Genomic DNA, 13,884 nt, shown 5'->3' on the forward strand with positions numbered 1-13,884 from the left:
CGGAAGTTCAGAGCGGGCAGCCGCGGCTGAGGAACTCCAGGTTGTGGTCGAGGAGGTCCGGGAGCTCCTCGTAGGTGACCTTGCCTTCCATCACCCGGTACATCGTGGCCTGCATGACGCCGAGGACGGCCCAGCTGAACGCCTCGACGTCCGGGTCGTCGGGCGCGCGGCCCGTCCGGTGCCCGATGACGTCGCTCAGCATCGTGAACGTGCCCTCGCGCATCGCCTCGAACACGTGGGCGCGCACGGCGGGAATGTTCGCGATGAGCCGCATCCGGGCCTTGACGACCTCCAGGTCGGACTCGAACACCTGGGGGAGGAGCTCGCGGAGCATGGTGCGGATCGCCTCGATCGGCGGCAGCTCGCGCGGCAGGCCGCGGGCGATCTCCGCCATGATCGGGTCGTACTCGTCGGTGACCACGACGTCTTCCTTGGTGGGGAAGTAGCGGAAGAACGTGCTCGGCGAGATCTCCGCCGCCGCCGCGATCTGCTCCACCGTCGTCTCGTCGTACCCCTGCTCGGCGAAGAGCCGGAGGGCATGGTCCTGGATCGCCCTCCGGGTCCTCAGCTTCTTGCGCTCCCGCAGCGGCAGCCGGGAGAGCTGCTCCTCCAGCCGGTCGATCGCATGCTCAGGGGACGGCGTTCTCATGAGCCGATTCTCCGACATCGGCGGCGGGGACCGCATCCCCGCGCCCCTGGCCGGGCATGAACAGCCACAGCAGGACGGCCACGGCGAGGGTGGCGGCCCCGCACGCGGCGAACACCGCGTCCATGCCGTGGACGTAGGCGGTGCGCGCGGACGCGAGCAGCCCGTCGTCGTGCAGCCGCCCGGCGACCTGGGCCGCGCCGCCGATGGAGCCGCGGGCCGCGTCGGCCGCCGCGGCGGGCAGGTGCCCGGTGGAGACGCGGTCGCGGTAGACGGCGGCGAGGAGGCTGCCGAGGCCCGCGACGCCGAGCGTGCCGCCGGTCTGGCGGAGGGTCTGGACGAGCCCGGAGCCGCGTCCGGCCTCCTCGGGCGGGAGGGCGGCGAGCACGGCGTCCATCGCGGGGATGAGGGTGAGGCCGGCGCCGATCCCGATGACGACCAGCCATGGGGCGGTGGCGCCGTAGCCGTCGCCGGTGCCGGTGGACGCGGCCCAGCCGAGGCCGGCGGCGAGGACCAGCAGGCCCACCACGATGATCGGCTTGTGCCCGGCGCGGGCCGCGACCCGGTCGGTGGCGATCGCGCCCGCCAGCAGGCCGGCCAGCATGGGGGTGATCCTCAGCCCGGTGCCGAGGACGTCGCTGCCCTGGACGGCCTCCAGGTACTGCGGCAGGACGAACAGGAGCCCGCCCAGCACGAGGTTGGCGGCGACGGCGGCGATGACCGCCCACACGAACCCGCGGTTCTGGAACAGCCGCATGTTCAGCATCGGTTCCCCGGTCCGCCGCTCCGCGAGCACGAACCCGGTGAGCAGGAGCACGGCGAGGGCGAACGAGCCGAGTACGAGGGGGTCGGTCCAGGCGCGCACGGGTGCCTCGATCACCCCGTAGACGAGCGCGACGAGCCCGCCCATCGACAGAAGCGAGCCGGCCAGGTCGACGCGCGGGGCCGCGGGGTCCTTGGTCGCGGGCAGCAGGAGCGCGACCGCGCCGCCGCCGACCACCACGAACGGGACGTTGACCAGGAAGATCGAGCCCCACCAGAAGTGCTCCAGCAGCCAGCCGCCGAGCAGCGGGCCGAGCGGCAGCCCGAGCGCGGTGGCGGCCGACCAGATCGCCACGGCCCTGGTCCGCTCCTCCGGCGGGAAGATCGCCGGCAGCATCGACATGGACAGCGGCAGCACGATCGCCGCACCGAGCCCCATGAACGCGCGGGCGGCGATGACCTCGCCGGTGCCGCCCGCCAGCGCCCCGGCGAGCGAGGCGGCCCCGAAGATCCCGAGGCCGGCCAGCAGCAGCCGCTTGCGGCCGAGCCGGTCGCCGAGCAGCCCCGCGGGGAGCAGGACGGCCGCGAAGACGAGCAGGTAGGAGTCGACGATCCACTGCAGTTCGCTGGTGCCGGCGTGCAGGTCCTCCGACAGCGTGGTCAGCGCCACGTTGAGGATCGTCATGTCGAATCCGAGTGCCAGCATGCTGAGCGCCAGCGCGCCGAGCCCGAGCCAGCGGCGCGCGTGTCCCACCGACATGGTATTCACCTCCAAATGAGTCTGGCTATGAAATGAGAGTAACTCTCAAAAGGTTGTGAATGTCAATCCCGATGGGAGGGTGGCGCCACGACAGAGGAACGTTGTAATTTTGATTACATGAATACCGAAGCGGCGGAGGAGCTGCGCGGCTGGTTCGCCGGGCGGCTGCCCGGTGGGTGGTTCGAGGGCGCACCCGAGGTCGTCCTCGACCGCGAGGAGGTCAGCGTCATCGGCCGGCTGCCCGTGCCGCAGGCCGCCACGGGGGTGTCCGATGCCGAACGGGCCGGGTTGATCGCCGGGCACGTCCAGCGCTTCCGCGAGGAGACCCGGGAGCGGCGCGTCGCCATCGCCCGCGAGGCCGAGCACCGCTTCGGGCACAAGGTCTCCTGGGGCGTCGAGTGCGGCGGCGAGCGGGAGATGTTCACCCAGCTGTCGGTGCCCGTCATGACCCGGCTGCGGCAGCCCGAGCGCCGCGTCCTGGACACGCTCGTGGACGCCGGCGTCGCGCGCAGCCGCAGCGACGCGCTCGCCTGGTGCGTCCGGCTGGTCGGCAAGAACACCGACGAGTGGCTGTCGGAACTGCGCACCGCCCTGCAGCATGTGGAACGCGCCCGCGCCGCCGGCCCCAGGGCCTGACCCCCCTTCACGACCAGGATCGACGCAGGCCTATGCGGGCCAAACGCCCCCTTTCGAACCGGCTCCCGCACTACCCTGGCTGCACCGCGACCGGCGGGAGAAGTGTCGCCGCCAGGCCATAATTGAGCGTCCTCCCGCCAGGGCCAGGTCGCTCGAAGGGAAGCCCATATGGGGGTTCGGCGTACGGGAAGGCCGCGTAGGGCGATGCCCCGCGGCGGGCGGAGCGAGGGCGCGCGCCGCCGTCCAGCCGAGGGCGGGCGGCTGGTGTCCGCCATCCGCCGCAGCGGTCCGTACGCGGCCGTACGCGACGTCGTCTACCGGCTGTACGAGCGCCGCGTCGAGGCCGACCTGCCGACCGACATCACCCCCCGGCATGTCGGCGTCATCCTGGACGGGAACCGGCGCTGGGCCAGGTCGATGGGGCTCGCCGACGTCAACTCCGGGCACCAGCGCGGCGCGGCGAAGATCTCCGAGCTGCTGCAGTGGAGCGCGGAGGCGGGCGTCGAGGTCGTCACGCTCTGGCTGCTGTCCACCGACAACCTGAACCGTCCCGCCGCCGAGCTGGATCCGCTGCTGGAGATCATCGAGAACACCGTCCGCAAGCTCGCCGCCGACGGCTGGCACGTCAAGCCCGTCGGCGCCCTCGACCTCCTGCCCGATAAGACCGCGCGCGTCCTGAAAGACGCGGCTGAGACCACATCCGGCGCTCCCGGCCTGATTGTGAACGTCGCGGTCGGGTATGGAGGTAGGCGTGAGATCGCTGATGCGGTGCGCTCACTGCTCATCGAGCAGGCGAGCCGTGGCACCAGCATCGAGGAACTCGCCGAGTCCCTCGACGTGGAGCACATCGCGGAGCATCTCTACACGCGCGGCCAGCCGGACCCGGACCTGGTCATCCGCACCTCGGGGGAGCAGCGTCTCTCCGGCTTCATGCTCTGGCAGAGCGCCCACTCGGAGTTCTACTTCTGCGAGGTCCACTGGCCGGACTTCCGCAAGGTGGACTTCCTCCGGGCCATGCGCTCCTACGCCGCGCGGCACCGGCGCTACGGCACCTGACCGTCCCCTGCGGACCACCGCCCCCTGGGCGGCTCTCTTCTGGGGGGACGATCCCCCAGGCTCCCCGCGGAAGGGCGTTCGGGACCTGGGCGCCACCGATAGGTTCCCCATAGTCAGGGAGATCGAGTGGCCACATCCTCCGCGCGCCGTCCCGGCACGTCCGGGAGCATGTCCGGGACGCCCGTTCCGGCCCGGCGCACGTACGTCCTCGACACCAGCGTCCTGCTCGCCGACCCGGGGGCGCTGACCCGGTTCGCCGAGCACGAGGTCGTACTCCCCATCGTCGTCATCTCCGAGCTGGAGGCCAAGCGGCACCACCCCGAGCTCGGGTACTTCGCCCGGCAGGCGCTGCGCACCCTGGACGACCTGCGGCTGCGGAACGGGCGGCTGGACGAGCCCGTGTCGGTCGAGGGGCCGAACGGGGACCAGGGCGGCACGCTCCGCGTCGAGCTGAACCACTCCGACCCGAGCGTCCTGCCGGCCGGGTTCCGGCTCGGTGACAACGACACCCGGATCCTGTCGGTGGCCGGCTGGCTGGCGCACGAGGGACGGGACGTCGTGCTCGTCTCCAAGGACCTGCCGATGCGGGTGAAGGCGTCCGCGGTGGGGCTCGCCGCCGAGGAGTACCGGGCGGAAATGGCCGTCGTGGAGTCCGGCTGGACCGGCATGCGCGAGCTGGAGGTGCCGGCCGGGGCCGTCGAGGAGCTGTACGAGTCGGGAAGCGCCGATCTGGAGGAGGCCAGGGACCTGCCCTGCCACACCGGGCTGCGGCTGCTGTCGGAGCGCGGCTCCGCGCTCGGCCGGACGCGGCCGGACAAGTCGGTGCGGCTGGTGCGCGGCGACCGCGAGGTGTTCGGGCTGCGCGGCCGGTCCGCGGAGCAGCGGATCGCGCTCGACCTGCTGATGGACGAGGACGTCGGCATCGTCTCGCTCGGCGGGCGGGCCGGCACGGGCAAGTCGGCGCTCGCGCTGTGCGCGGGGCTGGAGGCCGTCCTGGAGCGGCGCCGGCACCGCGAGGTCGTGGTGTTCCGCCCGCTGTACGCGGTCGGCGGCCAGGAGCTCGGCTACCTGCCCGGCTCGGAGAACGAGAAGATGTCGCCGTGGGCCCAGGCGGTCTACGACACGCTGTCGGCGGTGACGACGCCGGAGGTCATCGAGGAGGTCCTGGAACGCGGCATGCTGGAGGTCCTGCCGCTGACGCACATCCGGGGCCGGTCGCTGCACGACGCGTTCGTGATCGTGGACGAGGCGCAGTCGCTGGAGCGCGGCGTGCTGCTGACCGTCCTGTCGCGGATCGGCGCCGGGTCGCGGGTCGTGCTGACCCACGACGTGGCGCAGCGCGACAACCTGCGGGTGGGACGGCACGACGGCGTCGCGGCCGTGGTGGAACGGTTGAAAGGCCACCCGCTGTTCGCGCATGTGACGCTGACCAGGTCGGAACGCTCGCCGATCGCCGAACTGGTGACCGACATGCTCGGTGACGTGGGCGTGTAAGGCGACGGGCGGAGCATGCGAAACCCCGGCCGGGACCTGGCGGAACCGGCCGGGGTTTCGTGTCTCAGAACACGGGTGTTGTTCCCTACGGAATGTGATCATCAAACCTCGTAGCGTGGACTTGTGATTAAGGTCACATGAACGCGGCGAGTGGCGAAGAAGCCCAGCCTGGTCGGGGGTTTCGCCGGTCTTCCGGGGAGTTGACAACGGCCCCACCCGCCGCAATCATCCCGTTTCGGTTGCGAAGCAGCCCTCGGGCTCCGGCATTGTGTCTGCTCGTAAGCACCCCCGAGCGGTGCCAGGCCGGAGCGCGGCCCCCTGACGACGCGCGCCGGACACGGCGCCGGCCCGGGCCCGGAGCCGCCCGGCCTGCCGGCGGACCGCCGGGCCGGGGGTGGAAACAGCTCGTGCGCGTGTCCATGCGCGTGCGACCGTCGGAAGGACCGCCTTGTACGGAGACCGCCCCGGGTCCCCTAGGCGAGACGATCGACAGAACTTCGACCCCCCGGCCCCCGCCGTCGACGCGATGGCCGCCTTCGAGCCGCCGTCCCCGGCGCAGGCACCCGCGCCGCACGGGCAGGCCCCGCACGAGGACGACGTGCGGGTCGCCGGCACCGACCGCACCCAGGTGGGCGCCCCCGCCGGTGACACGCTCGGCTTCGGTGCCGTCCCGCCCGAGCCGCCGCACACCGGCGTCTCCGCCGGGGGGCCGCGCGATGAGATCGCGTCGGACCGGCGCGGGCCGCGCGCCCGCCAGGGCGGTTCCGGCAAGCGGGGCGGCACGCGGATCGCCGCGGTCGCCGCGGGCGCGGCCATCGTGCTCGGCGGCGGCGGCGCCGTCGCCGGGTTCGTGCTGACCGGCGGGTCCGGCGACGAGGGAACGACCGTCAAGCCGACCAAGCAGCTGGCGGAGGCGGCCGTGCCGAAGGCCGACCCCAGGGTCCTGGAGCAGCAGCGGCGCGAGCTGGCCCTCAAGCGCGCCTCCCGCGCGACCCGCGAGGACGACGGCAAGGGCCCGTCCCTGCGTCCCAAGGGCGCGCCGATCCCGACCAAGAAGCCGGAAAAGAAGAAGACCCCCACCGGCGGCGGTGGCGGCGGCGGCACGGTCAGCGACCCCGTCCCGGCGGGCGAGGCGCAGAAGATCGCGAAGGAGCTGATGCCGAGCTACGGGTTCACCGGCGACGGCCAGTTCGGCTGCCTGGTGAAGCTCTGGAACAAGGAGAGCGGCTGGAACACCCACGCCGCCAACCCGTCGTCCGGCGCGTACGGCATCCCGCAGGCCCTGCCCGGCTCCAAGATGTCGACGGCCGGCCCCGACTGGCAGAACAACGCCACCACGCAGATCAAGTGGGGCCTCGGCTACATCAAGAGCCGCTACGGCACGCCCTGCGGCGCCTGGTCGCACTCCGAGTCGGTGGGCTGGTACTGAGCCCGGCGCGTCCCGGCGTCCGGAGCGGGCGCCGGGACGCGCGCGGCCGTCAGCCGCGGGACGAACCGGTCATCCCCAGCACGTCGAGCGCCGCGTCGAGCTGCTCGACGGTCAGCCTCCCGTCGTCCACGTAACCGCGTTCGAGCACGACCTCGCGGATCGTCCTGCGTTCCCTGAGCGCCTGCTTGGCGACCTTCGCCGCCTCCTCATAGCCGATGTAGCGGTTCAGCGGCGTGACGATCGACGGCGAGGACTCGGCGTACTCGCGCATTCTGTCCACGTCGGCCTCGATGCCGTCCACGCAGCGGTCCGCGAGCAGCCGTGACACGTGCGCCAGCAGGGAGATCGACTCCAGTACGTTGCGGGCCAGCATCGGCAGCATCACGTTCAGCTCGAAACTGCCGGACGCGCCGCCGAACGCGACCGCCGCGTCGTTCCCGATGACCTGCGCGGCGACCTGCGTGACCGCCTCGGGGATCACCGGGTTCACCTTCCCCGGCATGATCGACGAGCCGGGCTGCAGGTCGGGCAGCCGGATCTCGGCGAGCCCGGCGCGCGGGCCGGACCCCATCCAGCGCAGATCATTCGCGATCTTGTAGAGGCTCACCGCGATGGTGCGGAGCGCGCCGGACGCCTCGACCAGGCCGTCCCTCGCCCCCTGCGCCTCGAAGTGGTCGCGGGCCTCGGTCAGCGGCAGCCCGGTGACCCGTGCGATCTCCGCGATGACGCGGGCGGCGAAACCCTCTGGGGTGTTGATCCCGGTGCCGACCGCCGTCCCGCCGAGCGGCAGTTCCGCGAGCCGCGGCAGCACGGCCTCCAGCCGCTCCACGCCGTGCCCGACCTGCGCCGCGTACCCGCCGAACTCCTGGCCGAGCGTCACCGGCGTCGCGTCCATCAGGTGAGTGCGGCCCGCCTTCACCACGGTCGCGAACTCGGCCGCCTTGCGCGCGAGCGCCGCCTCCAGATGCCGCAGCGCGGGGATCAGCTCGTTCAGGACGGCCCCGGTCGCCGCGATATGGATGGAGGACGGGAACACGTCGTTGGACGACTGAGAGGCGTTCACGTGGTCGTTCGGGTGGACCGGACGGCCGAGCCGCTCCTGCGCCAGCGTCGCCACGACCTCGTTGGCGTTCATGTTGGACGACGTCCCGGACCCGGTCTGGAACACGTCGATGGGGAACTCGGCGTCCCACCGCCCGTCCGCGACCTCCCGGGCCGCCTCGGTGATCGCGGCGGCGAGGTCGGAGCCGAGCACGCCGAGTTCGGCGTTGACGACCGCCGCCGCGGCCTTGATCTGGCCGAGCGCGGCGATGTGCGCGGCCTCCAGCGTCCGTCCCGAGATCGGGAAGTTCTCCACCGCCCGCTGCGTCTGCGCGCGCCACTTGGCCGCCACCGGCACCCGGACCTCGCCCATGGAGTCGCGCTCGACCCGGAACTCCTGCTCGGACATGGAAGCCTCCCGCCTGGATCTTCGGCCGTCCTTCATGGCAGCCCGTCAGGCGGCTCCCGCATTCCCCGGGGTGGGCACTCTCACTCCTTGCCGGGGCTCATCCCTTGTTCAGCGTGTAGGTCTGCCGCTCGCCCGGCCTGCCGGGCGGTTTCTGCTGCCCGTTCACCCACACGTCGCAGGCGGACGTGTCGTAGATCACCGCGTTGAGGCGGGGCTGGTCGTACTGCCGCGCGTCGCCCATGTGCAGCGTCTCGTCGCTGAGCACGGTCATCGCGTCGCCCGGCACCGACACGAAGATCTTGCACGTGTCGGTGCGGGCCCGGACGACCAGGGTGCTGGTCGCGACGCCGGGCGGGGTGGCGGCCTGGGCGGAGCCCGGCGGGCTGGACGCCGTGGCCGTGGGGGACGGGCCGGGCTTCTCCCGCATCATGCCGACGATGAGCGCGGTGGCGCCGATCCCGCAGGACGCGGCGGTCGCGGCGACCAGCCCGATCACGATCATCAGCCGGTAGCGGGGGGTCGGCGGGCGGCGGCCGGACCGCGGCCCGGTGAGCGCCCGTTCGAGCCGGTCGACCGCACGGGCGTGGCTGAGCCGCCGGGTCGGGTTCTTCTCCAGCAGCCCGGTGATCACGGGCGCGAGCGCGCCCGCGTTCTGCGGGGGCGGGATCGACTCGTTCGCCAGCGCGGACAGCGTCGCCATCACGTTCTCGCGCTCGAACGGAGGACGTCCCTCCAGCGCGGCGTACAGCGTCGCGCCGAGCGACCACAGGTCGGACCGGGGGGTGGCCTTCTCGCCGGCGGCGACCTCGGGCGCCACGTACGCGGGCGAGCCCATGAAGTGGCCCGTCTTGGTCAGGCTCGCCGAACCCGAGGAGAACGCGAGGCCGAAGTCGGTGAGCACGACCCGGTCGCCGTCCAGCAGCACGTTGCTGGGCTTGAGGTCGCGGTGGACGATCCCGGCCTTGTGCGCGGTGTTGAGGGCGTCCAGCAGCGCGCGGCCGATGTGGGCGACGCGTTCGGGCGGCAGCGGACCCGAACGTTCGATGAGCTGTTCGAGGCTGGGCGCCTCGATCATTTCCATCACGATCCAGGGGCGGCCCTGCTCGATGACCACGTCGTACACCTCGACGATGGAGTGCGTGCGCAGCTGTGCGGGCGCGCGCGCCTCCCGCAGGGTACGGCGGTAGAAGACCACCCGGTCGTCCTCGGCGAGGTTCTCGGGGAGCCGCAGCTCCTTGATCGCCACGGCGCGATCGAGGAGCTCGTCATGCCCTCTCCAGACGGTACCGTTGGCACCCTGACCTATTTCCGAGACCAGCCGGTAGCGCGTCGCGAGAACGAGGCGCTCTGACTGAGACATGGCGGAAAAGATACCGGAGTGGCCGGGCGGTCATTGGGGAGACCTCAGCAGGAACCGAGTTTTCGGCTCAATACTGTGACCTACCGATGAGAAACCGCAGGGAGCGGGCGGCCGACGCCCCCTGCGCCAGGGCCGCCGGACGCCTGCGCCCGCCGAGGGTCAGCGCCTGCCGATGGACAGGACGGGGCCGGTGGTGTCGGCGAAGAAGTCCCCGCCCTTGTCGTCCACCACGACGAACGCGGGAAAGTCCTCGACCTCGATCTTCCAGACGGCCTCCATCCCCAGTTCGGGATATTCCAGGACCTGCACCTTCTTGATGCAGTCCTGGGCGAGGCGGGCGGCGGGGCCGCCGATCGAGCCGAGGTAGAACCCGCCGTGCTCCTTGCAGGCGTCGGTGACCTGCTTCGAGCGGTTGCCCTTCGCCAGCATGACGAGCGAGCCGCCGGCGGCCTGGAACTGCTCGACGTAGGAGTCCATCCGCCCGGCCGTGGTCGGGCCGAACGAGCCGGACGCGTACCCCTCCGGGGTCTTCGCCGGGCCCGCGTAGTAAACGGCGTGGTCGCGCATGTACCGAGGCATCGGCTCGCCCGCGTCCAGCCGCTCCTTGATCTTGGCGTGCGCGATGTCGCGGGCCACGACGAGCGGGCCGGTCAGCGACAGCCGCGTCTTCACCGGGTACTTGGTCAGCTCGGCGCGGATCTCGTCCATCGGGCGGTTGAGGTCGACCCGGACGACCTCGTCGTTCAGGTGCTCGTCGGTCGTGTCGGGCAGGTACCGCGCCGGGTCGGTCTCCAGCCGCTCCAGGAACACGCCCTCCGCGGTGATCTTGGCGAGGGCCTGCCGGTCGGCGCTGCACGACACCGCGAGCGCCACCGGGCAGGACGCGCCGTGCCGCGGCAGCCGGATCACCCGCACGTCGTGGCAGAAGTACTTGCCGCCGAACTGCGCGCCGATGCCGAGCTTCTGCGTCAGCTCGAACACCTGGCGCTCCAGCTCCAGGTCGCGGAAGCCGTGCCCGAGCGGCGAACCCTCGGTCGGCATCGTGTCGAGGTAGTGGGCGGAGGCGTACTTGGCGGTCTTCAGCGCGTACTCGGCCGACGTCCCGCCCACCACGATCGCCAGGTGGTAGGGCGGGCACGCGGCGGTGCCGAGCGAGCGGATCTTCTCCTCCAGGAAGGACATCATCCGCTTCGGGTTCAGGACGGCCTTGGTCTCCTGGTACAGGAACGACTTGTTCGCGCTGCCGCCGCCCTTGGCCATGAACAGGAACTTGTAGGCGTCCCCTGGCGCGGCGTACAGCTCGATCTGCGCGGGCAGGTTGTTGCCGGTGTTCTTCTCGTCCCACATGGTGACCGGGGCCATCTGCGAGTAGCGCAGGTTCAGCTTCGTGTACGCGTCGTACACGCCGCGCGAGATGTGCTCCTCGTCCCTGCCGTCGGTGAGGACGTGCTGGCCGCGCTTGCCCATCACGATCGCGGTGCCGGTGTCCTGGCACATCGGCAGGACGCCGCCGGACGCGATGCCCGCGTTCTTCAGCAGGTCCAGGGCCACGAAGCGGTCGTTCGGGGATGCTTCGGGGTCGTCCAGGATGCGGCGGAGCTGAGCCAGGTGCGCGGGACGCAGCAGGTGCGCGACGTCGTGCATCGCGGTCTCGGTGAGCAGCCGCAGGGCCTCCGGCTCGACCCGCAGGAACGTCCGCCCGCCCGCTTCGAACGTGGACACGCCGTCGGAGGTCAGCAGCCGGTAGTCGGTCTCGTCCGGGCCGAGCGGGAGCAGGTCGGTGTAGGAGAATTCAGGCATCTCAGGCAGATCCTCGCGCGATTCCGATGGGGGCCGCCTCACAGGGTACGGGCTCGCCGTCCGGCCGCTCACCGGGTGGTGCGGCGGGCGTCCGGAGCCCGGCGACGACGCCCGCCGCGACCAGCGCCGCGCCCGCGAGATCGGCCGGTCCGGGCCGGCCGACGCCGAGCACGACCGTCGCGATCACCGCGCTGACCGGGATCAGGCCCGCGAACAGTCCCGCGCGGTCGGCGCCGAGCCGCCCGATGGCGTCGTACCAGAGCAGGAACGCGATCGTGGTGACGACCACCGACAGGTAGGCGAAACCCGCCAGTTCGGGGGCGGTCGGGGTGCGGAGCACCCCCGTGCCGTCCACGGCGACGCCGGCGGCCAGCAGCATGGGGGCGGCCAGCGCGGCGGAGTACGCGGAGACCCGCAGCGGGCCCAGCCCGGGCAGCAGCGGGACGGCCAGCAGCGAGAAGCACACCTCCCCGGCGAGCGCGCCGAGCGAGAACAGCAGACCGCGCACGCCGCCGTCGCCGAGCCCGTTGGCCAGCGCCGCGCCGGCCGCGACCACGCACGCGGACAGCACCGTCGCCGGGGCCGGGCGGCGTCCCTCCAGCAGCGGACCGGCCAGCGCGAGGACGATCGGGGCCGTCGCGATCACCGTGCCGATCGTGGCGGGGCTCGTGTCCCGGGTCGCCTCGACGACGCAGATGTTGAACGCGACCAGGCCCGTCGCCGCCAGCGCCGCCAGCAGGAGCCAGTCCCGGAGCGAGGCGTGCCGCGCCGGCCCGCCGCGCAGGCGGACCGCGGCCAGCAGGATGACCGCGGCGACCGCGTACCGGACCGCCTGGCCGCCGAGGACGGGATAGCCGGAGATGGCCGCCGACACGGCGGCCAGCGAGCCGACCAGGAACATCGCGGACCCGGCACCGGCCGTCCCGCGCCTGTGGGAAGCGTTCATGGACGGAACGCTAGGAGCCCATTGGTTTGCTCAACAGGGCCAATCAGTGTGCCAGATCATGGACCAAAGCGGTTCCCGTGACGCTCGCGCCACCTCCTGACGCTGAGTGTCATGTGACCGACCTTCACCTTCCCCTCGACCGGTCCACCGGCCGGCTGGCGGCACAGATCGCCGCCGGTTTCCGCGCGGCCGTCCGCTCGGGCCGGCTGACCGCCGGGACCCGGCTGCCATCGAGCCGCGATCTGGCCCGCGATCTTGACGTCTCCCGCGGCGTCGTCGTCACCGCCTACGAGCAGCTCACCGCCGAGGGCTTCCTGGTCGCCCGGCGCGGCGACGGTACCCGCGTCGCGCCGCTGGCCCGTCCCGACGAGGGGGCCGCGCCGCGTCCCGACGCGCCGCCGCGGCCGAGGGACCCAGAACCCCCGCCGCCCTACGACCTGACACCCGGCCGGCCCGACCTGTCGGCCTTCCCCCGGGAACGCTGGATCACCGCCGCCCGCGCCGCGCTGCGCACACTCGCGCACGACGCGCTCACCTACCCCGACCCCGCCGGCGTCCCGGAGCTGCGCGCCGAACTGGCCGGCTACCTCGGCCGGGTCCGCGCCGCGCACGCCGACCCCGACCGGGTCGTGATCATGAACGGGGTGGCGCACGGGCTGTCCGCGCTGCTGGCGCTGCTGCGCGCCGGCCGGCACACGGCGCTCGCGGTCGAGGACCCCACCAGCGTCCGGCAGTTGCCGATGCTGGCGTCCGCGGGCGTGCGGATCGTCCGGGTCCCGGTGGACGGCGAGGGCCTGGACGTCGCGGCGCTCGCCCGGTCCGAGGCGTGCGCCGTGCTGGTCACGCCCGCGCACCAGTACCCGACCGGCGTCGTGCTGTCCCCGGCCCGCCGCGCCGCGCTGATCGCCTGGGCGCGGGAGGTGGACGGCCTGATCCTGGAGGACGACTACGACGCGGAGTTCCGCTACGACCGCGACCCCGTCGGCTGCCTGCAGGGCGTCGACCCGGACCGGGTCGTCCTGCTCGGCTCGGTGAGCAAGTCCCTCGCCCCCGCGCTCCGCCTCGGCTGGGCCGTCGCGCCGCCGTCCATCGCCCGGCGGCTGCGCGAGCACCGCGCCAACAGCGACCTGGGCGCGCCCGTCCTGGAGCAGTACGCGCTGACCGAGTTCCTCCGCGGCGGCGGGTACGACCGGCACCTGCGCACGATGCGGCGCCGGTACCGGGGCCGGCGGGACGCCCTCGCCGAGGCGCTGGAGGCCCACCTGCCCGACGCGACGGTTCGCGGCGTGTCGGCGGGCATCCACCTCTATGTGGAACTGCCGGCCGGATGTGACGAGGACGAGGTCGTGGCCCGTGCCGCGCAGGAGGGGGTCGCGGTCACCGGCGCCCGGACCATGTGGTCGGCCGAACGCGCCGGTGACGCCCCGCCCGCGCTCGTCCTCGGCTACGCCGGGTTGTCGGAGACCCGCCTGGTCAAGGCCGCGGAACTACTGGGCCGCGCGGTTACCCACGGTGCTGAGGGGTAAGACCGACATCCCCCGGTGT

11 protein-coding genes are annotated in these 13,884 nt (G+C 72.6%); 5 read left to right on the plus strand and 6 right to left on the minus strand.

Annotated features, from left to right (window positions below; translation table 11 throughout):
• Nucleotides 1-7: 7 nt before the first annotated feature.
• Nucleotides 8-649 (minus strand): TetR family transcriptional regulator, encoded by a 642-nt coding sequence (locus tag ACQP1N_RS07780; RefSeq protein ID WP_067798961.1) that lies wholly within the window; start codon nt 647-649, stop codon nt 8-10.
• Entirely contained in the window at nt 630-2,168 is a 1,539-nt protein-coding gene (locus ACQP1N_RS07785; protein ID WP_433230019.1) for an MFS transporter, read from the minus strand. Before ACQP1N_RS07785 ends, ACQP1N_RS07780 begins: the two co-directional genes overlap by 20 nt.
• 117 nt (nt 2,169-2,285) lie before the next feature.
• Here ACQP1N_RS07785 and ACQP1N_RS07790 point away from each other — a divergent pair, with 117 nt between their 5' ends.
• From ACQP1N_RS07790 to ACQP1N_RS07805, 4 genes are all read left to right on the plus strand, one after another.
• Nucleotides 2,286-2,804, plus strand: a complete 519-nt coding sequence (locus tag ACQP1N_RS07790; RefSeq protein WP_433230022.1) for a hypothetical protein — start codon at nt 2,286-2,288, stop codon at nt 2,802-2,804.
• A gap of 204 nt (nt 2,805-3,008) precedes the next feature.
• Nucleotides 3,009-3,860: an isoprenyl transferase gene (locus ACQP1N_RS07795; protein WP_084262985.1), complete on the plus strand. Its 852-nt coding sequence runs from the start codon at nt 3,009-3,011 to the stop codon at nt 3,858-3,860.
• A gap of 168 nt (nt 3,861-4,028) precedes the next feature.
• The gene (locus tag ACQP1N_RS07800) at nt 4,029-5,354 is read left to right on the plus strand and encodes a PhoH family protein (protein WP_433232610.1); all 1,326 of its coding nucleotides are present in this window, start codon (nt 4,029-4,031) and stop codon (nt 5,352-5,354) included.
• 526 nt (nt 5,355-5,880) lie between these two features.
• A complete protein-coding gene (locus ACQP1N_RS07805) occupies nt 5,881-6,783 on the plus strand; it encodes a lytic transglycosylase domain-containing protein (RefSeq protein ID WP_067798948.1) in 903 nt (300 codons plus the stop codon).
• Nucleotides 6,784-6,832: 49 nt separating this feature from the next.
• Here ACQP1N_RS07805 and ACQP1N_RS07810 read toward each other — a convergent pair whose 3' ends face one another.
• The 4 genes from ACQP1N_RS07810 to ACQP1N_RS07825 form a co-directional block, all read right to left on the minus strand.
• The gene (locus tag ACQP1N_RS07810; protein WP_433230026.1) at nt 6,833-8,233 is read right to left on the minus strand and encodes a class II fumarate hydratase; all 1,401 of its coding nucleotides are present in this window, start codon (nt 8,231-8,233) and stop codon (nt 6,833-6,835) included.
• Nucleotides 8,234-8,330: 97 nt separating this feature from the next.
• Nucleotides 8,331-9,593, minus strand: a complete 1,263-nt coding sequence (locus tag ACQP1N_RS07815) for a serine/threonine-protein kinase (protein ID WP_084262984.1) — start codon at nt 9,591-9,593, stop codon at nt 8,331-8,333.
• Between the two features lie 159 nt (nt 9,594-9,752).
• Nucleotides 9,753-11,393, minus strand: a complete 1,641-nt coding sequence (locus ACQP1N_RS07820; RefSeq protein ID WP_433230030.1) for a fumarate hydratase — start codon at nt 11,391-11,393, stop codon at nt 9,753-9,755.
• Nucleotide 11,394: 1 nt separating this feature from the next.
• Nucleotides 11,395-12,339 (minus strand): DMT family transporter, encoded by a 945-nt coding sequence (locus ACQP1N_RS07825; protein ID WP_433230033.1) that lies wholly within the window; start codon nt 12,337-12,339, stop codon nt 11,395-11,397.
• Nucleotides 12,340-12,452: 113 nt separating this feature from the next.
• Here ACQP1N_RS07825 and ACQP1N_RS07830 point away from each other — a divergent pair, with 113 nt between their 5' ends.
• Nucleotides 12,453-13,865: a PLP-dependent aminotransferase family protein gene (locus ACQP1N_RS07830; protein WP_067798940.1), complete on the plus strand. Its 1,413-nt coding sequence runs from the start codon at nt 12,453-12,455 to the stop codon at nt 13,863-13,865.
• Nucleotides 13,866-13,884: the final 19 nt, after the last annotated feature.

Source organism: Actinomadura formosensis, from assembly GCF_050948385.1.
GTDB lineage: Bacteria > Actinomycetota > Actinomycetes > Streptosporangiales > Streptosporangiaceae > Spirillospora > Spirillospora formosensis.

What these genes read in the sequence shown, in the direction of transcription:
- ACQP1N_RS07780 (WP_067798961.1), bottom strand. Translation starts at nt 649, where the DNA reads ATGAGAACGCCGTCCCCTGAGCATGCGATCGACCGGCTGGAGGAGCAG.
- ACQP1N_RS07785 (WP_433230019.1), bottom strand. Translation starts at nt 2,168, where the DNA reads ATGTCGGTGGGACACGCGCGCCGCTGGCTCGGGCTCGGCGCGCTGGCG.
- ACQP1N_RS07790 (WP_433230022.1), top strand. Translation starts at nt 2,286, where the DNA reads ATGAATACCGAAGCGGCGGAGGAGCTGCGCGGCTGGTTCGCCGGGCGG.
- ACQP1N_RS07795 (WP_084262985.1), top strand. Translation starts at nt 3,009, where the DNA reads ATGCCCCGCGGCGGGCGGAGCGAGGGCGCGCGCCGCCGTCCAGCCGAG.
- ACQP1N_RS07800 (WP_433232610.1), top strand. Translation starts at nt 4,029, where the DNA reads ATGTCCGGGACGCCCGTTCCGGCCCGGCGCACGTACGTCCTCGACACC.
- ACQP1N_RS07805 (WP_067798948.1), top strand. Translation starts at nt 5,881, where the DNA reads ATGGCCGCCTTCGAGCCGCCGTCCCCGGCGCAGGCACCCGCGCCGCAC.
- ACQP1N_RS07810 (WP_433230026.1), bottom strand. Translation starts at nt 8,233, where the DNA reads ATGTCCGAGCAGGAGTTCCGGGTCGAGCGCGACTCCATGGGCGAGGTC.
- ACQP1N_RS07815 (WP_084262984.1), bottom strand. Translation starts at nt 9,593, where the DNA reads ATGTCTCAGTCAGAGCGCCTCGTTCTCGCGACGCGCTACCGGCTGGTC.
- ACQP1N_RS07820 (WP_433230030.1), bottom strand. Translation starts at nt 11,393, where the DNA reads ATGCCTGAATTCTCCTACACCGACCTGCTCCCGCTCGGCCCGGACGAG.
- ACQP1N_RS07825 (WP_433230033.1), bottom strand. Translation starts at nt 12,339, where the DNA reads ATGAACGCTTCCCACAGGCGCGGGACGGCCGGTGCCGGGTCCGCGATG.